The sequence below is a fragment of the Citrobacter tructae genome (genome assembly GCF_004684345.1).
In the GTDB taxonomy this organism is placed as follows: domain Bacteria; phylum Pseudomonadota; class Gammaproteobacteria; order Enterobacterales; family Enterobacteriaceae; genus Citrobacter; species Citrobacter tructae.
The window spans coordinates 4,543,962-4,566,101 of the sequence record NZ_CP038469.1 but is presented as its reverse complement, the minus strand read 5'-3'; the positions used below and the strand labels follow the sequence as shown (position 1 = coordinate 4,566,101).

The 22,140-nt window shown below is 52.9% G+C and carries 17 protein-coding genes; 3 read left to right on the top strand and 14 right to left on the bottom strand.

Annotation, left to right across the window (positions count from 1 at the left end):
• Positions 1–105: 105 nt before the first annotated feature.
• The 10 genes from iolB to E4Z61_RS22465 all read right to left on the bottom strand — a co-directional run bounded on the left by iolB (position 106) and on the right by E4Z61_RS22465 (position 13,192).
• Positions 106–924, bottom strand: coding sequence for a 5-deoxy-glucuronate isomerase (iolB, locus tag E4Z61_RS22510; protein ID WP_135324654.1), 819 nt, complete (start codon positions 922–924; stop codon positions 106–108).
• A gap of 9 nt (positions 925–933) precedes the next feature.
• Entirely contained in the window at positions 934–1,824 is an 891-nt protein-coding gene (gene iolE / locus E4Z61_RS22505) for a myo-inosose-2 dehydratase (RefSeq protein ID WP_135324653.1), read from the bottom strand.
• 14 nt (positions 1,825–1,838) lie between these two features.
• Positions 1,839–3,743, bottom strand: a complete 1,905-nt coding sequence (locus E4Z61_RS22500) for a bifunctional 5-dehydro-2-deoxygluconokinase/5-dehydro-2-deoxyphosphogluconate aldolase (RefSeq protein WP_135324652.1) — start codon at positions 3,741–3,743, stop codon at positions 1,839–1,841.
• Between the two features lie 12 nt (positions 3,744–3,755).
• Positions 3,756–4,889, bottom strand: a complete 1,134-nt coding sequence (locus E4Z61_RS22495) for a Gfo/Idh/MocA family protein (RefSeq protein WP_135324651.1) — start codon at positions 4,887–4,889, stop codon at positions 3,756–3,758.
• Positions 4,890–4,899: 10 nt separating this feature from the next.
• Entirely contained in the window at positions 4,900–5,928 is a 1,029-nt protein-coding gene (locus E4Z61_RS22490; protein ID WP_135324650.1) for an ABC transporter permease, read from the bottom strand.
• Positions 5,929–5,939: 11 nt separating this feature from the next.
• The gene (locus E4Z61_RS22485) at positions 5,940–7,487 is read right to left on the bottom strand and encodes a sugar ABC transporter ATP-binding protein (RefSeq protein WP_135324649.1); all 1,548 of its coding nucleotides are present in this window, start codon (positions 7,485–7,487) and stop codon (positions 5,940–5,942) included.
• A 51-nt stretch (positions 7,488–7,538) separates the two neighbouring features.
• A complete protein-coding gene (locus tag E4Z61_RS22480; protein WP_135324648.1) occupies positions 7,539–8,468 on the bottom strand; it encodes a substrate-binding domain-containing protein in 930 nt (309 codons plus the stop codon).
• 38 nt (positions 8,469–8,506) lie between these two features.
• Positions 8,507–9,493 carry an inositol 2-dehydrogenase gene (gene iolG / locus E4Z61_RS22475; RefSeq protein WP_135324647.1) on the bottom strand — a complete coding sequence of 329 codons (987 nt, stop codon included), beginning with the start codon at positions 9,491–9,493 and terminating at the stop codon, positions 8,507–8,509.
• Positions 9,494–9,749: 256 nt separating this feature from the next.
• The gene (gene iolD / locus E4Z61_RS22470; RefSeq protein ID WP_135324646.1) at positions 9,750–11,675 is read right to left on the bottom strand and encodes a 3D-(3,5/4)-trihydroxycyclohexane-1,2-dione acylhydrolase (decyclizing); all 1,926 of its coding nucleotides are present in this window, start codon (positions 11,673–11,675) and stop codon (positions 9,750–9,752) included.
• Between the two features lie 11 nt (positions 11,676–11,686).
• A complete protein-coding gene (locus tag E4Z61_RS22465; RefSeq protein WP_135324645.1) occupies positions 11,687–13,192 on the bottom strand; it encodes a CoA-acylating methylmalonate-semialdehyde dehydrogenase in 1,506 nt (501 codons plus the stop codon).
• Between the two features lie 295 nt (positions 13,193–13,487).
• Between E4Z61_RS22465 and E4Z61_RS22460 the strand changes: the two genes are divergently transcribed.
• Entirely contained in the window at positions 13,488–14,342 is an 855-nt protein-coding gene (locus E4Z61_RS22460; RefSeq protein ID WP_135324644.1) for a MurR/RpiR family transcriptional regulator, read from the top strand.
• Positions 14,343–14,429: 87 nt separating this feature from the next.
• Here E4Z61_RS22460 and E4Z61_RS22455 read toward each other — a convergent pair whose 3' ends face one another.
• Together E4Z61_RS22455 and pdxR are read right to left on the bottom strand one after the other, a co-directional pair.
• The gene (locus E4Z61_RS22455) at positions 14,430–15,161 is read right to left on the bottom strand and encodes a GNAT family N-acetyltransferase (protein WP_135324643.1); all 732 of its coding nucleotides are present in this window, start codon (positions 15,159–15,161) and stop codon (positions 14,430–14,432) included.
• Positions 15,162–15,286: 125 nt separating this feature from the next.
• Positions 15,287–16,756 (bottom strand): MocR-like pyridoxine biosynthesis transcription factor PdxR, encoded by a 1,470-nt coding sequence (pdxR, locus tag E4Z61_RS22450; RefSeq protein ID WP_135324642.1) that lies wholly within the window; start codon positions 16,754–16,756, stop codon positions 15,287–15,289.
• A gap of 125 nt (positions 16,757–16,881) precedes the next feature.
• Between pdxR and E4Z61_RS22445 the strand changes: the two genes are divergently transcribed.
• Together E4Z61_RS22445 and E4Z61_RS22440 are read left to right on the top strand one after the other, a co-directional pair.
• Positions 16,882–17,340, top strand: a complete 459-nt coding sequence (locus tag E4Z61_RS22445) for a GNAT family N-acetyltransferase (RefSeq protein WP_135324641.1) — start codon at positions 16,882–16,884, stop codon at positions 17,338–17,340.
• Positions 17,341–17,872: 532 nt separating this feature from the next.
• Positions 17,873–19,012 (top strand): M78 family metallopeptidase domain-containing protein, encoded by a 1,140-nt coding sequence (locus E4Z61_RS22440; protein ID WP_135324640.1) that lies wholly within the window; start codon positions 17,873–17,875, stop codon positions 19,010–19,012.
• 110 nt (positions 19,013–19,122) lie between these two features.
• Here the strand turns inward: E4Z61_RS22440 and E4Z61_RS22435 are convergent, their stop codons facing one another.
• Together E4Z61_RS22435 and E4Z61_RS22430 are read right to left on the bottom strand one after the other, a co-directional pair.
• A complete protein-coding gene (locus tag E4Z61_RS22435; protein ID WP_135324639.1) occupies positions 19,123–20,409 on the bottom strand; it encodes an MFS transporter in 1,287 nt (428 codons plus the stop codon).
• A gap of 78 nt (positions 20,410–20,487) precedes the next feature.
• Entirely contained in the window at positions 20,488–22,080 is a 1,593-nt protein-coding gene (locus E4Z61_RS22430; protein WP_135324638.1) for an N-acyl-D-amino-acid deacylase family protein, read from the bottom strand.
• Positions 22,081–22,140 lie beyond the last annotated feature (60 nt).

Here is a 22,140-nt window from a genome sequence, read left to right as displayed (position 1 = left end):
CCAGTGATTACCCTGGGATACTCGGAATGACCAAATCAACATATTTTCCAGATAATAATAACAATTAAAGTTCACTTAAAACGATAACGATTATTCAAACCTCCCTTATTTATCCGCAGGATAATCGCGGTTGATCCAGGCGTGGTCATCTTCCCAGGTGAACATCCATTTGCGAACCGGTCCGGCCATGACGTTGAGGTAGTAGCTGTCATATCCCGCCATTGTCGCTACCGGGTGGTATCCCTTTGGCACCATCACCACATCGCGGTTGTAGACGGCCATGCACTCATCGAGCGTCCGGTCGTCGGTGTACACCCGCTGCATACAGAATCCCTGCTGCGGATTGAGGCGATGGTAATAGGTCTCCTCAAGATAGGTTTCCAGTGGCGGATTGTCGGTATCATGCTTATGGCTCGGATACGAGCTGGTGCAGCCTTCGTTGGTCCATACCTCCACCACCAGCAGGCTGTCAGCAGGTTTATCTTGCGGCAAGATGTTATGCACATAGCGCTGGTTATGCCCCTTGCCGCGTGCTTCACCGTCAATATCCTGTGGCGCAATTAGTCGCGTTGGATATGTCCCTTTACCCGGAGCCGCGCAGACCGCCAGCTCAAGCCTCGTCAGCGCGGTGACCTGCACTGTCTCTTGCGGGGTAACGTAAACCGCCCACGGTTTAATGCGTTCGAACGGGCTCATCCGCTCGCCGATATCCGTAAAGATTGCGCCCGGTGTGGTGATGGTTGCGCGTCCGGCCACCAGCACCAGACAACGCTCCTCACTGACGGCGGGCAGCGTGAGCAACTGCCCCTCTTCCAGTTCATACGCCTCAAAGCCGACATATCCCCAGCCTGCACCTTCCGGCGTCACCGACTGCGTGCGCCCTTGCGCGTTTGGCTGCTGCCAGCGTGATAATAAACGTGACATGTCACCTCCTCAGATAAGCCCGGCATCCCGCGCCAAACGGCTAAGGTTGTTATACCCCAGCCGCGCATAGGTCAGCGGATGCGCAATAGCCGGATCCTGCTCCGCCTCCACCACCAGCCAGCCCTGATACTGATTCGCCTTCAGTAATGCCATAATCGGCGGGTAGTCTACGCAACCGTCACCCGGCACGGTGAAAACGCCGCTCAGTACCGCATCAAGGAAGCTGGTTTTACGATTTTTCACATCCGCCAGCACATCGGCACGCACATCTTTGCAGTGAACATGGTTGATGCGCGATGCCCAGCGCTGCGCCACCGCCAGCGGATCGGCACCAGCAAAGGTCAGATGGCCGGTATCGAGCAGCAAACCAACCTCATCACCGGTGTGTGTCATCAGATTATCCACGTCTTCAGCGGATTCAATCACCGTCCCCATATGGTGATGGTAGGCAATTTGTACCCCCTGCTGCTGAGTGTAACGCGCAAACTCGGTGAGTTTTTCGCCATATTCTTGCCAGCGCGCCTGCGGGAAGCGCGGGCGCAGATGAACTGGCGTCTGCTGTTCACCATGAATACAGCCGCTCACTTCAGCAAACACCAGTACCTTCGCCCCCAGCTCACGCAGCAGCGTCAGGTGCGATTGCACCGCAGCAATCTCCTCCTCCACGCTGCGCTCCAGCAGGCGGCCTGAGTACCAGCCGGAAACCAGTTGCAGTCCGTGACGTTGCAGAATTGGCCCCAGCAGACGCGCTTCGCGCGGGAACTTGTTGCCCAGTTCGAACCCGGTAAACCCGGCCTCTTTGCCTTCACTCAGACAGGTATCAAGTGAGGTCTCCGCGCCCAGTGAAGGAAGGTCATCGTTGGTCCATGTCAGTGGGTTAATGCCTAATTGTACTGTCATTCTCTTCTCCAGAATTATGCTTGTCCGCGCTCACACCACCAGGCGATAAGCTGCAGGTAGTTGTCCCGAATACGTGTCACCAGTTGCGCATCGCCGATATCGTGTTTCAGCCACGCGCGGGAGGCGTCGCCAAAAAGCGTGCGTCCCACGGCAAATCCTTTCACCAGTTCATGGCCTGCAGCCGCCTTGAAATCAGCGCGCAGTTGCTCTGCCGGAGCGTCCAGCCCGAGGATCACCACCCCACGGCAGTGCGGATCGCGTCGCTCGATAATGTGACTCAGCGCCGTCCAGCCCGCAGATGTGAGCGGTGGCAGCTTCCACCAGTCGGGGTAAATCCCCAGGTTATAGAAGCGGGAAATGGCGCGCAGATAGAGCTCATCACTACGCGGCATACTGGCAGGCAGGATCACCTCCAGCAGTAGCTCATGTCCGGACTGGCAGCAGGCGTGGTAGACCTCGGCGATTTTCTGCTCCTGTTCCAGCCGCAGGGCGTGGGCATCTTCCGGATGGAAAAAGACCAGGCATTTCACCACATGTTCCTGCGGCCAGCTGATGAGCTGCGTGCCGATATTGCCGTGCTCCATCTCCAGCGGGCGCGAGCCCGGCAGTTCGATCGGACGACCTATCCACCAGCCTTCACCAGTGATTGAATTCAGCGCATCCTGACCAAACGTACCGTCGCACAGTAGCCCGGCCTTCCCTTCCAGTCCGGCGCTGTTTGCCGCTTCGCGACTGGCCTGCAGGATCAGCTGTTTTAGCGCCGGGATGCGTTTCAGCGAGGCACCGCACTGCATAGCCATCTCTTCAAGCTGACTGCGGTGATCGAATGCCATCACGCACAGTTCCGGCCATTCGCGGCGACGCGTCGTGACGCGGTGCAGATGGTTAAGACGCGGATCGATATCCGGGCGCAACACCTCTTCGGCACGGGAAAGATAATCATCCAGCTCCAGTTTGCTCGGCATCGCGGGCGCACAGCCATGGCGCGACACCACCAGCGCACCACAGGCGTTGGCATAGCGACAAGCCTGCTCCCAACCTTCATCATTGAGGTAGCCGCGCAGCAGGCCGGACATAAATGCATCGCCCGCCCCCAGCACGTTGAGCACCTCCACGCGCACGCCGGTCACCGTCAGGCCGTCATCAAGCCGTGGCGGAATGGCGTCGGTATACACCGAGCATCCAAGTGCCCCTCGCTTGCAAACCAACGTCGCCTTACTCACGGCCCGAACCTGCGCCAGCGCCTGCAGCGTATCGGTACTGCCGCCCGCGATATGAAACTCCTCCTCGGTGCCGACAATCACGTCGAAAAGGTGCAACACATCCTGCAACTGGTGAGTCACCTGCTCAGCGGCAATAAAGCGCGTTTCGCCGTCGCCTAAGGAGGTTAGCCCCCACAACACCGGGCGATAGTCGATATCCAGCGCCGTGCGCACACCGTGGCGGCGGGCGTAGTTCAGCGCCGTTAGCACCGCTTCGCGGGTTTGTGGATGAGAAAGATGTGTCCCGGTGATGGCAAGACAGCGTGCAGACGCGATGTACTGTTCATCGACATCACTGGCGACAATCGCCATATCCGCGCAGTTGTCACGGTAAAAAATCAGAGGAAAGGTGTCCCGGTCTTTAATGCCGAGTAGCACCAGCGCCGTCAGGCGCTCTTTATCGGTAATCAGGTGGCTGGTATCGCATCCGACCTGGTGTAATTCTTCACGCAGGAAGCGGCCCATATGTTCGTCGCCCACGCGCGCCAGCATTGACGAGCGCAGCCCCTGGCGCGCCGTGCCGTAGGCCACATTGCCCGACGAGCCACCAAGGTATTTGGCAAAGCTCGACACATCTTCCAGGCGCGCGCCAATCTGTTGACTGTAGAGGTCAACCGCCACGCGGCCCATGCATATCACATCAAACTGCTTTTCCACGTTGATACCTCTTCAGACAATGTCGTTCACGTTCAGCCAGCGACCTTCCAGGTGTGAGAGCGCAATGGCATCAAGCACGCGTGACACCTTCCAGCCCTCTTCGAAGTCCGGCCACATCGGCACATCGGCGGCAATGCCGTCTACCAGGTCACGTACCTCCACGGTTTTCTGGTCGTTAAAGCCGATGCCATGGCCCGCCCCCAGGCAAAATGCCGCATAGTCCGGATGCGCAGGCCCCACCAGCAGCGTGCGAAATCCCTGGCGGTTCACCGGATCGTCATGCAGATAGAGCTTCAGTTCTGCCATGCGCTCCTGGGTAAAACTGATGGCCCCTTTGGTTCCGGTAATCACATACGAGAGTCCCATTTTGCGGCCACAGGCAACGCGGGAGGTTTCAATCACCCCCTGCGCGCCGCCCGCAAAACGCACCATCGCGTGGGCCTGATCCTCGTTTTCCACCGTCACCCTTTGCGATGAACCAGCCTTCGCCGGGCGTTCCGGCACCACAATCTTCAAATCGCCACAAACCTGCTGGATATCACCGACCAGATACTGGGCCATATTGACGATATGCGCTGCCAGGTCGCCCAACGCCCCCAGCCCCGCCGTCTCTTTAAAGCAGTGCCAGTGAATAGGGGAAAGCGGGTCGGCCATATAGTCTTCGTTGTGGGTGCCGTAGAAATGGATCACCTCGCCGATCTCCCCGCGCTCAATAATCTCTTTCGCCAGCTTCGCGGTCGGGTTTTTCATGTAATTAAACCCCACCAGTGTTTTCACCCCGGCCTGCTTCGCCGCCTCAACCATCTCGCTGGCGTCATGGGCATTCAGCGCCAGCGGCTTTTCCGAGTAGACGTGTTTACCGTGGCGAATGGCCTCCAGCGCCATCTCTTTGTGCAGATGATTCGGCGAACAAATATCCACTACATCTATGGCCGGATCGGCCACCAGCGCGCGCCAGTCCCCGGTTGAACGGTTGAAGCCAAACGCCTGCGCCCGCTGAGCAGCCAGTTCCGGCGTGACTTCGGCAACCATTTCTCGCACCAGCTTGCCGCGCAGGTTGAACACCGTCGGCGCCTGGGCATAGGCGATGGCATGTGCCCTGCCGATGTACCCGGTGCCAATTAATCCAATGCGTACCTCTTTCATCATTTATCCCTCACAATGCGCCGCGACGGTTCTTGGCATAGGTATCAAACGCCACAGCCAGAACGATAATTAAACCGGTAATAATTTGCTGGTAGTAAGCCGAGACGTTCATCAGGACCAGGCCGTTAATCAGAATGCCCATGATGATTGAGCCGATAATGGTGCCGCCGATACGCCCGTATCCGCCCATCAACGACGTTCCGCCGATCACCACCGAGGCAATGACGCGCAGCTCAAACGAGATCCCGGCAACCGCCTCTGCGCTGCCCAGACGCGCACTGAGAATGAAGCCAGCCAACCCAGCAAGACAGCCGATCAGCACATAAACGCTCACCAGAACCCGCTTGACGTTAACTCCCGCCAGACGTGCCGCTTCCGGGTTGCCGCCAATGGCGTACACAAAGCGTCCCCAGCGGGTTTTATGCAGCGCCAGATAGCCGCCGATGGCCACCAGGGCGAAGATCCAGATCGGAATGGAGATGCCGAGCAGTTCGCCGCGTCCCCACCAGCGGTAGCCCGGATCGAAACCGGCGATCGGCGCACCATCGTTAACCACCAGCGTCAGACCGCGCCAGATGGTCATCCCACCGAGGGTAACGATAAACGGCGGCAGACGCAGGCGGGTAACGCCAAGGCCATGCAGAAAACCAATCGCAGTGCCCATCGCGAGGCAAATCCCCATCCCAACCAGCCAGCTCAAGCCGCCCCAGGCATTCGGGTCAACGGTGGTAAAGTTGTCGCCTTTAATCACATACGCTGCGGTCATGGCGCAGACTGCAAGAATGGAACCCACGGACAAGTCGATCCCGGCGGTCAGAATGACGAAGGTCATCCCCACGGCCATGATCCCGTAGATCGAGACTTCGGTCAGGATGTTGAAAATGTTGCGTTCAGAGAGAAAATTGCTGTTCTGCAACTGGAAGAAAATCAGCAGCAGGATCATGAAAATCAGCACGCCGAAACGCTCAAAAAAAGCGATGGGATCGAGACGTCCGGCGCGTTTACCCGGAGCCTGCGTTTTAGTAATTATCTGCGTCATGAGAAACTCCGTTATGCCGCGTTCAGGGCGTTGTGGTTGATGGCCATCATCGTCATAAGCCGCTCTTCGTTGGCGTCATCGCCGTGGATCTCGCCGGTCACCCGACCTTCACTCAGGGTGATGATCCGGTCAGAAACCGCCATCACTTCGGGTAGATCGGAGGAGATCACAATCACCGCCACGCCCTTTTTCGCCATTTCAAACAGCACCTGGTGCACTTCTGATTTAGTGCCGACGTCGATGCCGCGCGTCGGCTCATCGACGATCAGCACGCGGGGATTGAGCGCCATGCAGCGCGCGAGGATCACTTTTTGCTGGTTGCCACCGGATAGCTTGCGCACTTCCTGCGCGCTGTTGACCATTTTGATCTGCAGCGCCTGGCGGTAGGACTCAATCAGGGCATCCTCTTTGCGGGTGTTCACAAACCAGCGCCAGTGCAACAGAGAAGAGAGGCTGGAGAGCGACAGGTTGTCGCGAATAGACAGCCCGAGAACCGCCCCCTCTTTTTTGCGATCTTCAGGGACCATCGCTACCCCCTGATCCAGGGCGTACAGCGGATCGCGTGGCTGGTACGGCACGCCATCCAGTTCAAAATTGCCAGACGTAAAGGCGTCGGCACCAAACAGACACCGCGCGACTTCAGTGCGCCCGGCCCCCACCAGCCCGGCAATGCCTAACACTTCTCCGGCATGGACGTGAAAGCTGATGTCATGCAGCGCGATACCGTGCGGATCCAGCGGCGGTTTCTCGCGGCTTAACCCCTTTATCAAGAGGCGTACAGGTTTGTCCTGATGATGGGTTTCGCTCGAAGGGCGACGATTAAACGCCACGTCGCGCCCGACCATCAGCCGGATCAGCTGTTCTACCGTAGTCTCGGCAACCTCGCCGCTGCCGGTATAACGGCCATCCTGGAATACGGTGAATCGATCGCAGAGCTGGAACACTTCGTGTAAACGATGAGTGACATAAATAATGCTCACACCACGGCTTTTCAGCTCCCGCACCACCCGATGCAGGCTTTCCACTTCGCTGTCGCTCAGTGCGGCGGAAGGTTCGTCCATGATGATAAGCTTCGCATTGAGAGTTAGCGCCCGGGCAATTTCTACCATTTGCTGCTGCGCCACGCTCAGGCGGGCCACTGCCGTGGTCGGTGCCACGTTCAACTGCAGATAATCCAGAATTACCTGCGCTTCCTGATTTACCGCCTTTTCATCAACAATCAGATTGCGTTTGCGCGGCTCGCGCCCGAGGAACATATTCTCGGCAACGGTCATATTCGGCAGCAGGTTAAATTCCTGATAGATAGTGATAATGCCCTTGTTTTGCCGCTCGACCGGGGAGTCATCTACCGGTAACGTTTCACCGTTGAAGCTGATTTCACCGCGAGTTTGCGGCTGTGCGCCCGCCAGTGCCTTCAGCAAGGTTGATTTCCCCGCGCCGTTTTCGCCCAGCAGCGCGTGAATCTCACCTGTTCCGACGGTCAATTGCGCACTACTCAGCGCCCAGACGCCGGAAAAACTTTTTGCCAGGTCGGTCACATTCAATAAGGGTTGCGACATCAGCCTGCTCCTCCTTCATGGGGAGCCGCCGTAACAGCGGCTCCAGATAAATTAGTTACCGGCCTCATTAATACGCTCAGCCTGCTGCAGGGTCTCTTTGGTGATAAGCGTTGGTGGATAGTCCGCGCCGGTGATCGGTTTCTTCTCCCGCACGTTTGCCACCAGTTGGCTCATCGCCGTGGTTACCGCAAAGCCTGGACGCTGATCCGCCGTGACCGCCAGCCAGCCATCACGCACGCGCGCCAGCGCTTCCGGCACCGCATCGAAGCCCGTGACCAGTACTTCACCAGGCTTCATCCCTTGGGCTTGTAACGCTTCAATTGCCCCCAGCGCCATATCGTCGTTAGCAGAGAGGATCACCTGCGGACGTTTCGGCAGCGAAGGCAGTACGCTTTCAACAATGCGCATCCCTTCAGAACGCATCCAGTTACCCGTCTGATCGGCGACGATCTTGTATTTTTCGCCACCTGCTTTCAGGCTGTCGCGAATGCCTTTGGTGCGTTCGATGTTGGAGGACGATCCCGGCTGGCCGGTGAGCAGAATAATGTCAGCACCCTCGGGGAATTTGGTTTTCACAAAGTCGCCAATGACCTGGCCGCCTTTGTAATTGTTGGCACCGAAGTGCGGCACTTTTTTCTGGCTGTCAACGGAGCGGTCAAGCGTGACAACCGGCAGTTTTGCATCCTGGATTTCATCTACCGCGCTGGAGACGGCATTAACATCATTGGGGGAGACGATAAATCCCTGCGCCCCGCGAGTGATGGCGTTTTCCAGGTCAGCGACCTGTTTCGGCGAGCTACCCTGCCCGTCGAGAACCTGTAGATTTACGCCCATCTCTTTTGCGGCTTTCACCGCAGTGCGCTGCATGTGGACTTCAAACGGCATTGCCAGGTTTGGCGTGCTGAAAACAATTTGTTCGTTTTCAGCCATTGCTGCCCCGGAGGTCATGGCGATGAGGACAGCTAAGATCAGTTTTTTCATTATTATGTCTCTCTGTGTAGGGGGGTTGGGTATAACAATCAGAGGAGAACTTCACGCTGACTACGCAGTGATTCCAGCGCTTTATCAGCCAGATACAGCGCGCGCTCACCGTCGTCGCCGTTGCAATCCGGGACCGCCTCACCGCGCAGTACGGCAACAAAATGTTCCCATTCCGCGGCGTAAGCGGATTTGTAACGTTGCAGGAAGAAATGTTCTGGCAATGCGCTGGTGCAGCCGTTCTTAGCGTAGTGCTGCACCTGATTTTCCAGAATGTTGCCCGCGCACAGCAGCCCTTCAGAACCGTGCAGCTCCAGACGCTGGTCATAACCGTAAGAGGAGCGGCGGCTGTTGACGATGGTCGCCATCGCGCCGGAGGCATATTTCAGAACGATGAACGCGGTATCGATATCCCCCGCTTCACCAATCGCCGGATCCACCAGATTGCTGCCCTGGGCATACACAGACACCGGCTCTTCACCCATGATAAAACGCGCCATATCAAAATCGTGGATGGTCATATCGCGGAACATCCCACCGGACACGCGAACATATTCAGCCGGTGGCGGTGACGGGTCGCGGGAAATGATCAGCAGGGATTCAGGCTTACCGATACGCCCGGCCAGCGCATCTGTTTTCACGCGACGGAACTGCGGATCGAAGCGGCGGTTAAAACCGATAAACAGCGGTACGTCGTACTCTTTGACCACTTTCAGGCAATCGCGAACGCGGGCAAGATCAAGGTGTACCGGCTTTTCGCAGAAAATGGCTTTGCCGTGACGAGCGGCCAGTTCAATCAGATCTGCGTGGGTATCCGTGGCAGAGGCGATCAGCACGGCGTGAACGTTCGGGTCAGTCATCGCCTCATCCAGGCTCTGCAAGCGAGCCTGATACTGCGTGGCAAGACGGGTGGCAAACTCCTGATTCGGGTCGACAACGGACCAGAGTGTGGTGGCACTGTGACTGGCAATGTTAGCTGCATGTACCTGACCAATTCGGCCAGCGCCCAGTAAAGCAATGTTAAACATAACGGCTCCCGGTGTTGGTGAATGCGATGAACTAACGACACTATAAATAAAACATTTATTTCATTTTTATAAATAGTGAAAATTATGTTTTTGAGTGCAAGTTAACAGTTTTGAGATGAATGAGATAAAATCTGTTATCAATATCACAACATTACCGGGTGTCAGATACGATGATTCGCCCTCTCCCGGTCAGGAAGAGGGCAATGTGTGAAACAACAGGAAAAATGAAATGAAAATTTCGTTATGGCGGAAAAAACTAATACTGGCGCGCGTTTTTCACCTGCGCCAGGGTCTGCTCTGCAGCTTTGCGCACCGCTGGTGATTCTGCAGCCTGTGCATCGCCAGTTCGCCACCACGATGCGTAATCATGGGTCATGGTTTTCGGCAGCACTTTAATATCCAGCAGCGTTGGGCCGAGTTCGGCGCGTGAGGCTTCCAGCGCCGCCAGCAGGCTTTGCTCGTCATGAACCCGCCATGCACGACAGCCATAGCTTTCGGCATTTTGGGCAAAATCAACCTTCACCAGCGGCCCGTCCAACCGCCCGGTTTGCGGGTTGCGATGGCGGTTCTCTGTGCCAAAACTCCCCATTCCGTGGCCCATCTGTAGATTGTTAATACAGCCGAAACTGGCATTATCAAACAGCAGGATGGTGACTTTTATTCCCTCCTGCACGGCGGTTTGTAGCTCCGAGTGCAACATCATGTACGAACCATCCCCTACCATGGCGTACACCGGTTGCTGTGGCTTTGCCAGCTTCGCGCCTATAGCGGCAGCAATCTCATAACCCATACAGGAATAGCCGTATTCCAGGTGATAGCTGTCCGGCGTTTTAACCTGCCAGAGTCGCTGTAAATCCCCCGGTAACGATCCGGCCGCGCCCACCACGATGGCGTTATCTTCAATATGCTGGTTGATCAGTCCCAGCACCCGCGTCTGGGTCAGCCGGGTGTTGAGCGTGTCGCCATATTCCGCCAGTTGAGCATCAAGGTGTCCCGCCACTTCTGGTGCATCATCAGGATGCCATTCGCGCGCCCATAAACGACGACACTCTTCGCGCCAGGCCGATTGTGCCTGCGCGACCTCCGCCCCCCATTCGCTGCGGTAATCTTTCAACGCCCCGGTTAATGCCATCAGCCCGGTTTGGGCATCGGCAATCAGCGCAGTGGCATCCAGCTTCAGCGCGTCAAATTCCGCCACGTTCAGCAACAGAAACTCCACGTCCGGGTGCGAGAACAACGCCTTTGAACCGGTGGTAAAGTCGGTGAGGCGCGTGCCGATGCCAATGACCAGATCGGCCTGCGGCGCGAGCTGATTCGCCGCCATTCCTCCCGTCACGCCGATACCGCCCAGGTTAAGTGGGTGGTCACTTACCAGCGCGCCTTTTCCGGCTTGGGTTTCAGCAAAAGGCAGCGACAGCGTCTCAACAAACACGCGAAACGCTTCATGCGCGCCGGAGTAACGCACGCCACCACCACACACCACCAGCGGGCGCTGTTTACGGGCAATCAGCGCCCGGGCCATCTCCAGGCGCTGCGTGTCAGGCGGTCGGCGTTCAATGTGGTGGATACGGCGCGCGAAGAAGCTAAGCGGATACTCCCAGACCTCGCCCTGTACATCCTGCGGCAGACAAATCGTCACCGCGCCGGTGTCTGCGGGGTCAGTAAGCGTTCGCATCGCACTTAACATCGCACTCATTAACTGCTCCGGACGGTTAATGCGATCCCAATAACGGGAGACCGGGCGGAAGCAATCGTTGGTGCTGATACTGAGATCGTGGTACTGCTCAATTTGCTGTAATACCGGATCCGGCTGGCGGCTGGCGTAAACGTCCCCCGGCAACAGCAGCAGAGGAATGCGGTTCGCCGTCGCGGTTGCCGCCGCCGTCAGCATATTGGCCGCGCCTGGGCCTACCGACGATGTCACGGCCCAGATACGCTGTCGGCAATGTTGTTTGGCGAATCCGGTCGCCATATGCGCAATACCCTGCTCATTACAGCCCTGCATCATCTTCAGATGCCCGGCATCCTGCTCCAGCGCCTGGCCTATTCCGAGCACATTACCGTGACCAAAGATGGTCGCCACGCCCTCCACGAAGGGCGTTTCATGTCCATCAATGCAGACATATTGTTGGTTGAGAAATTTGACCAGCGCCTGGGCCATGGTCATACGTTCGGTTTGCATAGCACCTCCTGTCAACCCAGCGTCGGCATGGAGAACGCAGCGCCCGTGTCCTGCTGCATTTCCGGCCAGCGTGCGGTGACGGTTTTCATTCGAGTGTAGAAACGCACACCGTCGTTACCGTGAACGTTAAGCGCACCAAAGATGGAACGCTTCCAACCGCCAAAGCTGTGGAACGCCATCGGGACCGGGATCGGGACGTTCACCCCAACCATCCCAGCCTGAACCTCTTCACAGAAGCGACGCGAGCAGCCGCCGTCACGCGTAAAAATAGCCGTACCGTTACCATATTCATGGCGGTTAATCAGTTCTACCGCACTGGCGTAATCTGCTACCCGCACCACAGAAAGCACGGGTCCAAAAATCTCTTCTTTATAAATGGTCATCTCTGGCGTGACCTTATCGAACAACGTCGGCCCGACAAAATAGCCTTGCTCATGACCTTTGACGCTAAAACGCCGGCCATCTACGCGCAGACTGGCTCCTTGAGATTCCCCGCTATCGATATAGCCCAGCACTTTGCTGCGGTGCGTCGAGGAGATAAGCGGTCCCATTTCATTTTCCGGCGACTGGTCCAGACCGGGTCCGACGCGCAGTGTCGCAATCTGTTTTTCCAGTCGGGCACAGAGTTCATCCGCCGTTTCATCACCCACCGCAAGCACCACGGAAAGTGCCATGCAGCGTTCTCCCGCCGCGCCGTAAGCGGCCCCCATAATGGCGCTGGTCGCCATCTCCATGTCGGCATCCGGCATTAAAATACAGTGGTTTTTTGCCCCGCCCAGCGCCTGGCAGCGCTTGCCGTGGGCGGATGCGGTCTGATAAATGTATTCGGCAATCGGTGTGGAGCCGACAAAGCTCACGGCCTGCACGCGCGGGTCGGTCAGCAGCACGTCTACCGACTCCTTATCCCCCTGTACCACGTTGAACACGCCGTCCGGCAGCCCCGCCTGTTGCAGCAGTTTTGCCAGTTCGAGCACGAGAGAAGGATCTTTTTCCGACGGCTTCAGCACGAAGGTGTTGCCGGTCGCCAGCGCGATGGGGAACATCCACATCGGCACCATCGCCGGAAAGTTAAACGGCGTAATCCCGACGCACACGCCGAGCGGTTGCATCAGCGAGTGGCTGTCAACGCCGGTCCCCACGTTGGCGGAGTGCTCGCCTTTTTGCAGATGCGGGATACCGCAGGCAAATTCCACCACTTCCAGGCCACGAGTGATTTCACCGACGGCATCAGAGTACACTTTGCCATGTTCTTCGCTGATCAACCGGGCAAGCCGCGCCATATTCTCTTCCAGTAAGGCCTTAAAGCGAAACATCACTCGCGCACGTTTTAGTGGAGAATGCCGCGCCCATCCTAGAAAAGCGTCATGCGCCGCCGCAACGGCTTGTTCGGTTTCTTGTACCGAACTCATCACCACCTGGCGGATTTGTTCGCCGGTGGCTGGGTTGAAGATTGCCTGCACACGCTGGCCTGAACCGGTGACACATTCGCCGTGAATAAAATTCGCTACCGTCTCCATCCTTAACCTCTCGCTGTTGATACGTGACTGTTACCTGAACACTATCGTTATCTACACACTATATATGAAACAAATATTCCATTTTAAGTTGAAATAAAACAAATAATGATTAATGTGATCAAGGATGGGTTTTTATGTTAACGAGCGACATCACCAGATTCATCTGGCTATTCGCGCATTTCAAGCGAAGAGAGTATTGAAGTTTTTGTTTCATTTTTTATAGCAATTGAATGAGCAACATTTAAAAGACGCGGCTTTGCGTTTAGAATCATAAAACTATGCAACAGGAGGTAAAATGACGACAGCAACCAGCCTGAACGAGCTGCAGCAGCAAATCCGCGATCGCTACGATAGCCTGAGCAAGAGGCTGCAGCAGGTGTCCCGCTATGTGCTGGATAATACCAACAGCGTGGCCTTCGATACGGTTGCCGTCATTGCCGAACGTGCCGGGGTCCCGCCATCAACGCTGATCCGCTTTGCTAATGCCTTTGACTTCTCCGGTTTCAACGAAATGAAACAACTGTTTCGTATGAACCTGGTTGAAGAAACCGCCAGCTACAGCGACCGCGCGCGATTGTTTCGCGAAATGGAAAGCGAAGCTGTACCGGAGACCCCGCTGGACATCCTGCAGGAATTTGCCCGTTCGAATGCTCAGGCCTTACAGCAACTGGCGGCCCGCGCCGAACCAGAAATGCTGGAACGCGCCGTACAGCTGTTGAAAGAAGCCGACACGATTTACATCGCCGGTTTACGTCGCTCCTTTAGCGTGGCAGCCTATCTCACCTACGCCCTGAGCCATCTTGAGTGCCGCCCGATTCTGCTCGACGGGATGGGGGGAATGCTGCGCGAGCAGATAAACCGTATTAAAGCGAACGATATCGTGGTGTCGATCAGCTTCTCGCCTTACGCAGAAGAGACGGTGATGGTCAGCGAAACGGCGGCGAATGCGGGTGCCCGCCAGATTGTGATCACCGACAGCCAGATCAGTCCGCTGGCAACGTTCAGCGATCTTTGCTTTGTGGTAAAAGAGGCGCAGGTCGACGCATTTCGATCACAATCTGCAACGCTGTGCCTGGTGCAATCGTTAGTGGTGGCGCTGGCTTACAGATTAGGCGATGGGGGAAATGAAAAAAGCCGTTCGGTTGGGTAAGAACCTGTTGAAAGTAAACGACAATCGCGACGAATGCCAGACGTCATATTGTACAAAAAACAGGTATCTGACACGTCGCGAGCTCAATCACATTGAGCGCTTGCTTTGTTCCTTGCTGATCACATCCGCCAGGCGCTGAATCTGCTGTCCGCTGGCATCGAAATTACTCTCATCGAGCCAGATCTTGTAAGCTGCTTGTAGCGCTGGGTATTCACTGTCAATGATTGAATACCAGGCGGTATCCCGATTACGCTGATGCACGACAACTGCCTGACGAAATATCCCTTCGAAGCTGAAACCAAAGCGATTCGCAGCCTCACGAGAAGGCGCATTAAGCGCATCGCATTTCCATTCGAAACGGCGATAACCCAGCACCTCAAAAACATACTTCAACAACAGCGACATGACTTCCGTTGACAGCCGCGAGCGTTGCATACGTCGCGAATAGGTAACCCAGCCAACTTCTATCACGCCATTCGACGTATCAATGCGCATCAGCGCCAGCGTTCCAACAGCCTTCATACTGGCCAAATCGATCACGGCGTAATGCATAGGATCGGACTGTGCCTCAATCTTTGTTAAATAAGCAAACATTGAATCAAACGTTGTGAATGGCCCGGCGGCGAGATAGGTCCAGTCGCGAGAATCAGGGGCATCGCGATAGGCTTCATAGAGATCTTGCGCATGGCGCTCGGCATTTATCCGCTCGAGCTTACAATAGCGTCCTGTAATTTGTTGAGCCGCAGGAAACTGCGCACTTTGCCAGTTAGGTAATCCCACACCGATCGGCTGTTGGAATTCATTAAAGGTGGATGACATATTTTACCTCTTATATTAGCGCCAAACGACGCCAGAATAAGGGATGAATGAGTATGTAAAAAGAGCCACAATCGGTGTTTTTTATAGATCCACACTTTTGCGTTACATCAGCCACCAGACCACCTCTAAATAACATGCGCAAGGCGGCGGATACCGTCAACAATAGCCTCTGGTGGATGATTTGCAAAACCGATCATAACCCCCTGTCGAGATGCATCCCCATGATAATAATGACTCAATGACTGTATTCCCATACCAAGCATTCTGGCTTTTTCCTCGACTTCATTTCCAGTCACCCCATCATGCAGCCAGCACACAATATGAATCCCTGAATCAGAAGGCTGGATAGTCATTTTATCGGCAAGATAGTATTGAATCGCATTAACCAACACCGCCCTTCTCTCATAACACGCCTTACGGATTCGACGCACATGACTGGCATAGTGCCCATCTTCAATAAAACTCGCCAGCACGGCCTGTTCAAGATAGCTGGTCCCAATATCTGAAAAATATTTCGTCACGATAAACTGTTCTTTTAAACCAGGAGGAACAACTAAAAATCCTAAGCGAAACTCTGGGTACATCATTTTGGAGAATGTCCCGGAATAGATTACCCGCTGATGCTGGTCTAATCCCTGCAATGCTTGCAAAGAACGCTCGGCATAGCGAAATTCACTATTATAATCATCTTCAAATATCCATGCCCGATTTGACTTCGCCCATTCCAGTAGCTCAAGTCGCCGAGATAAACTCAGCGCCCCACTTAATGGGTATTGGTCTGAAGGAACGACATAAGCCAGTTTCGCGTGGGGGAAATGATTAATACCATATTGAACATTCATCCCCTCGCTATCCACTTGCACGGGTCTCACTATTGCCCCGGTTGACATAAATACCCCCCGAGCGCCTTTATAACCGGGGTCATCCAGCCAAACTTCATTTCCTTTTGAAAGCAGCGCCCGCGCAGTAATATTTAATGCCTGCTGAATACCGTTTACGATGATAATCTGATCTTCGCTACAGTTAACACCCCGTGTCGTTTTAATATAATGGCAAACTGCTTTCCTTAGGGGATAAAAACCACAGGGACTGGTGTGAGAACCCAACTGATGCCGGGATTGTCTCCAGACTCGTCCCAATAACTTTCCCCATAATGTATGTGGGAAGAGATCGGTACAACCAACGCCAACAGCAAAGAGCCGATTCAGTTCACGCCCTTCATAATCCCCTGACCACAATTCATGAACAGCAGTGATATCAGCATTTAACTGCCCATCAGACGGCTGCTCATTCTCCTGCATCATTTTGGGATAGTTATTGCTAATACTTCGGTCAGGAATATTTTGTGTGACAAATGTTCCGGCACCTTTCCGCGTCAGAATATACCCTTCATCTAATAAACGGTCATAACCGGCAATAACCGAGTTCCGTGAAATTGACATCATCTCAGACAACGCCCGGGTTGAGGGTATCTTCGTGCCTGACGGCAAGCGCCCCTCTACAATGGCGTTACGCAAAGCATGGTAGACCTGTTCCTTAATAACACCTTGTTCTAAAAAAAGCTCCTGAAATAAAGGGGCGTTGTTTTTTTTCATTGCTTTAGCTCTTCCGGAAAAAGTGGATCCTATCAATATATACAAAGTGTCTCTTTGCGGTGGTTCAAACACTAATTAGGATAACCACAAACAATACCACACTAACTAAAAATATCAGGAGACCTATGAATAACCAAAACACAGATGCACCGATTACTATCGAACCCGCCTCACAACAAGACTACGCTGGCTGGCTTCCTCTATGGCTAAACTACCAGATTTTTTACCGCACTGACATTTCAGACAAGGTAACGCAGTTAACCTGGGGGCGTTTTCACAATCCCGCGGAGCCAGTTTTTTGTGCTGTCGCGAAGTATGACGGTAAAATTGTTGGCCTGGTGCATTATCTCTTCCATCGCTCAACATGGTCTGAGACAGAATATTGCTATTTGGAAGACTTGTTTGTTAACGAGGATGCCCGAGGCAAACACATCGGCAAGCAGCTCATTGAGTATGTTCAGAAATGCGCCCATAAGCGCCATGCTTCAAGATTATACTGGCATACCCATGAAACTAACCTCCGTGGACAGCGCCTTTATGACTGGGTTGCCAGAAAAAGTGGGATGATCGAATATCAGATGTAGAATAAGCCGTGCATAATGCCATCTGCGACTCTGTTTCACAGGGCCGCAGGACGCGAGGCCTCCGCTTCGTCGGATGTCCTGAGCCGTTAAGCGCCCTGTCACCGTTGGAAATCAATATATGCCTGTCTACTATAAGATTTATAAATCAAACAAATATTATTTTTCAATGTGTTGACAAAATTTGTTTTTGTGAATTTTATTTCTTCGCAAAAATATTCTACACTTGTTTTTACGCATTTATTTATCAGGAACTTCCCATGAACGAACCGCCTGGACACATTAGTTCGTTGTTCAAAAACATATCAGCAACATTCTTTCTCATACTTTCGGGTGATAACAACTTCGACAATTTTATCTTTAGAAAAAATCAGATCCGCAGAAATTTCACGACTGCATAACCTGGTGTGAAGAAAACCCAGCCAACTTTAAAGCATCATTTTCATCATGAAAGGAGAAAATAAGGAGCCAGAATAGCAACTTACGCTACCTTTCTGGTCGTCAACGAAGCAATTGATTAATGGCGTAAAGTAAAATGAATCAGATACGAGAATCATTAAATAATGTTGATTTCCCTGATATAACTCCCGACTCATGGCCCTATCAGTCCTGGTGTTCCCCGGCAGACATTGACACCGATATAACTTGGTATTCTTTTACTGAGCTTGATTTAACTCTCAACGTTTGGCTGGGACATAACGCATTAATCCCTGTCAGGAAATCCATTTGGGGTTTTGTTTATGAAAATGAGCCCTTAGTCCAGATAAATATTAAAGATGATACTGCATTTATTGCAATAAATCGAAGATTCTATTCTTGGGTGATTATCGTTGCAGGAACTTACAACTTAAACATCAGCCTCGATTTATCCACAATATTTAAGCACTCGCCCTCAGCCGATACTGCTCTTTGTATGATTGCAAATAGAGTTGATACTAAATCAGTAGAGGTATCACTTAACACAGCAAAATCTTTCATGAACTTTGTTTTTTTCCATGAACTGGTTCATCTAATATGTCACCATCATGAATTTATTAAGAGTAATGGAAATCAACTGCCCTACATCAGGACTATGGAGTTTATTGCCGATTTTTTAGCTTTCGAAAATACACTAATGCCTTTAGCCGGAGATGATGCTTCGCACAAACGAAATGGGGAACTGGAGATCAGTACCGCCCGGTGCCTTGGTTTTATAATAGCATCATATTTTATCATCAAAGCAAAACAAATAAACACGTTAAACGTCTACCCTACGGTAAATGAAAGAACCATCTTATTGCTGAGTTATATACTATCCCCATATTTAAAAAGAAGCGAATGGACAAGCATACTATTGAAGCATGAGGCCAACGGGATAATGGATGCCTATACCCGGCGAGAAAAACTAGGCTTTGCCATGGATAATGATGATTTTATCATCGCTACTGATTATTCCACTTGCCATTGCAACTGTAGTAAATGCAGTGCTTTCGCTAAAGAGATATACACCAAAGCCAAACCATTAAACACCGAAGTATTAAACCATATGGATTTCTATACTGAATGCTTCTCTAAGAAGAGATATGCTCTTACCTATCCAGATCTGGATACAATCAACAATAAAACTTCTTATTTTTGTGGTTTAAAACACCCTGTGTTATTTTCATTAGAGAATTCAATTAAGAAATTAATTTAGTACACCAGATCACATTAACGTCATGCGTAAACTATAAAGACTCATCAGCACGGAACGCGGCCTGACCCCTGCGACTCTGGCACACCAGAGCCACAGGGGATAAACGCTAATCAGGCTTGACTGGGTAACGCAGTAATAGCATGCGAGTTTTTCACAGTCAGCGTCACCACCGCTGAACAAATCAGCGCCGCAATCATAAAGATAAATGCGCTGTTGTAGCTACCCCCGCTGCTTTGAATTAACCAGCCGATAACTGGTGCGGAAACGACCCCTGCCATCTGCCCACCAAAGTTAACGATACCCGATGCGCGGCCCATGATTTTGCTGGGGATGGTGTCCATCAAAATCCCCCAGAACGTCGCCATGGCGAAGAACATGAACAGTGCTGAAATGCACTGGTAAACCACCGCCATATCCGCACTGCTCACGCTGAAGGTCAGGTACAGGAAGCCAGCAGCAATAACAGACGTCACAACATAGAACATCTTACGCAGCGACTTGTATTTGTCGGAGCAATATCCACCGATCAGTGTTCCGCATGCGCCAAACAGGAAAGGAATTGCCGCCATCACGCCAGTCTTCGCCAGTGAGAATTCACGGACGGTGATCAGGTAACTTGGCAGCCAGGTTGAGAAGCCCCAGAAGGTAATGTCAAACAAGAACCAGATACCTGCCATCTGCCAGAGCACCGGCATTTTCAGCACGTCTTTGAAGGCAACAGCGCTGGTGTTTTGCAGGCCTCCCTGATCGTCAGCCGCCAGTTCTGCCAGATCTTGCTGAGTAATGGCTGGGTGATCTTTCGGATTGTCTCGCGTAAAGAAGTAGATGCCCGCCGCAACAAACAGGCCGGGAATACCGAGCACAATAAAGACCATATGCCAGCCAAATGCCCCAATGATACTTGCAGCGACAACCACCGCCAGTGCCGGGCCTAAGGTGTTCACCGTCGACTGAATCGCCGTCGCACGACCACGCTCTTTCGACGGGAAATAGGTCGAGATCATCTTCCAGGAAGCTGACGGAAAGCACCCTTCGCCGACGCCAAATAAAAAGCGAACGGCCAGCATCAGAGGAAGCGTCAGTACCGCACCGGTTAAGCTGGTGAAAATTGACCACCAGGCAATGCCAATTGCCATAATTTTACGCGAACCAAATTTATCCGCCAGTAAACCGCCGGGAATTTGAAATGCCGCGTAACCAATAAAGAAGGCGCTAATAATTAAACCTTGTTGCGTGGTATCAAGATTTAAGTCTTTACCGATATAAGGTAATGAAACACTCATAACCATACGGTCGAGAAAGGAAAGCAGCCACGCCATCCAGATCAATGACAGAACGGTATATCTTGCTTTCCAGGTCTTTGGCTTACCTGAAGGTAAAGATGTTTGTAGGTTCATTGTGATGTCCTTGGGGTGTAGTGATCTCTCGCGGCCAATAATGGTCGCGAGGGATCAACGCGTGTTGAGCGTTATTTATTAATATTGTTTTCTGATAACAGTACCGCTACAGGCATAGCTCTCTATGCCATTAATTAAAGCAATGCGCCCATTGACCATGACCAGTTCAATTCCTTCAGGATACTGATTAGGTTCAACAAACGTGCCTTTATCCGCAATAGTGTGCGGATCAAACATCACAATATCTGCAGCATAACCGACCTTAATCAGCCCGCGATCCTGCAAGCCCAATACCTCAGCAGGTTTTCCGGTCATTTTACGGATCGCCGCTTCCCAGCTCAGACATCCCTCTTCCCGCACATATTTACCGAGCACGCGAGGGAAAGCGCCAAACACGCGCGGGTGCGGCTTACCTGCGCCCATCAGGCCATCAGTACAAACGTTCTGTTCCGGCCTGCAAAGGAACTTAATCACGTGTTCTTCCGTACCGTAGAAATCGACCATCCCAACGGCATTTTCTTCTTCAAACAGCAGATCAAACGTAGCGTTGTAGGGATCTTTACCGCGCAGTTCACCCAACTGGACGAGGTTCAGGCCGACGGCATCCTGATTTTTTTCTGTCTTAACGCTGGTGACAAAAATCTGATCCAGACCGGCGAAGTCAATAAAGTTATCCCAGCCCGGAATGCCCTGTTGAATATCAGCGATCATTTTTTCCCGCAACTCAGGCGAGGCCAGACGCTCAAGCAATTTGTCGGTTCCGCCGGAGTGTACCCACGGTGGCAGGATCACGCCGAGCATAGTGCTGCCCGCGACGTACGGATACTGATCGTAAGAGATCCGAATGCCTTCCTCCTGCGCCTGCTCCAACATGCTCAGCATCCGATCAATCAGCGCCCAGTTTTTCTTGCCACAGACTTTCATATGCGAAATGTGCAGCCAGACGCCAGTTGCTGTGGCGATATCAATCAGTTCCTGGGTGGAGTTGATGATATCGTCAGCTTCACTGCGCTGGTGTACTACGAAGATCCCGTTGTATTTCGCCGTAACCTTGCACAGCTCAATCATTTCAGCGGTATCGCCAAAGGCGCACGGCATATAGATAAGCCCAGTGGACAGACCAAACGCCCCGGCTTTTAACTCCCGCTCGAGAACGTCGCACATCTTCGCCACGTCTTCACGGGTAGAAGGACGCCCGTCCAGTCCCATCGCTTCCATGCGCACATTGCCGTGCGGAACCAGATACGCGAGGTTGGTGGCCGGGTGACGGGAAGCCAACAAATTGAGATAACCGTCCGTATCTTTATATTTCCAGTCAATTTTGTCAGTGTCGCCATCAAGTCCGGCAATATTTTTACGCCAGGCCGGAATATATTCTTCAGGTAACGGCGCTAACGCCACACCATCCTGTCCTAATAATTCCGTGGTAATACCCTGACGAATTTTCGCCGACAGCGCGGGATTAATAATCGCTGATAAATCAGAATGCGTGTGGGTATCAATAAAACCCGGACAAATTACTTTTCCTGTTGCATCAATAATCTGTTCATTTACACCGACATCTATTTGGCCGATAGCCACAATACGACCTTCATCAATCATTACATCGGCAATCCTGCCTTCGCTGCCCGTCCCATCGATCACATTTCCGTTTTTGAAAATGGTTTTCATCGTTATTCTCCATTGCGGTGCCGATAAACGGCACCGCCTGTAGGGTAAGAGGTTTTTATC

Bases quoted from the DNA above. Each gene is read 5' to 3' on its own strand.
- E4Z61_RS22485 (WP_135324649.1), bottom strand. From the start codon at position 7,487: ATGTCGCAACCCTTATTGAATGTGACCGACCTGGCAAAAAGTTTTTCC.
- E4Z61_RS22430 (WP_135324638.1), bottom strand. From the start codon at position 22,080: ATGAAAACCATTTTCAAAAACGGAAATGTGATCGATGGGACGGGCAGC.
- E4Z61_RS22435 (WP_135324639.1), bottom strand. From the start codon at position 20,409: ATGAACCTACAAACATCTTTACCTTCAGGTAAGCCAAAGACCTGGAAA.
- iolE (WP_135324653.1), bottom strand. From the start codon at position 1,824: ATGACAGTACAATTAGGCATTAACCCACTGACATGGACCAACGATGAC.
- iolB (WP_135324654.1), bottom strand. From the start codon at position 924: ATGTCACGTTTATTATCACGCTGGCAGCAGCCAAACGCGCAAGGGCGC.
- iolG (WP_135324647.1), bottom strand. From the start codon at position 9,493: ATGTTTAACATTGCTTTACTGGGCGCTGGCCGAATTGGTCAGGTACAT.
- pdxR (WP_135324642.1), bottom strand. From the start codon at position 16,756: ATGAAAAAAAACAACGCCCCTTTATTTCAGGAGCTTTTTTTAGAACAA.
- E4Z61_RS22460 (WP_135324644.1), top strand. From the start codon at position 13,488: ATGACGACAGCAACCAGCCTGAACGAGCTGCAGCAGCAAATCCGCGAT.
- E4Z61_RS22465 (WP_135324645.1), bottom strand. From the start codon at position 13,192: ATGGAGACGGTAGCGAATTTTATTCACGGCGAATGTGTCACCGGTTCA.
- E4Z61_RS22440 (WP_135324640.1), top strand. From the start codon at position 17,873: ATGAATCAGATACGAGAATCATTAAATAATGTTGATTTCCCTGATATA.
- E4Z61_RS22495 (WP_135324651.1), bottom strand. From the start codon at position 4,889: ATGAAAGAGGTACGCATTGGATTAATTGGCACCGGGTACATCGGCAGG.
- E4Z61_RS22445 (WP_135324641.1), top strand. From the start codon at position 16,882: ATGAATAACCAAAACACAGATGCACCGATTACTATCGAACCCGCCTCA.
- iolD (WP_135324646.1), bottom strand. From the start codon at position 11,675: ATGCAAACCGAACGTATGACCATGGCCCAGGCGCTGGTCAAATTTCTC.
- E4Z61_RS22490 (WP_135324650.1), bottom strand. From the start codon at position 5,928: ATGACGCAGATAATTACTAAAACGCAGGCTCCGGGTAAACGCGCCGGA.
- E4Z61_RS22455 (WP_135324643.1), bottom strand. From the start codon at position 15,161: ATGTCATCCACCTTTAATGAATTCCAACAGCCGATCGGTGTGGGATTA.
- E4Z61_RS22480 (WP_135324648.1), bottom strand. From the start codon at position 8,468: ATGAAAAAACTGATCTTAGCTGTCCTCATCGCCATGACCTCCGGGGCA.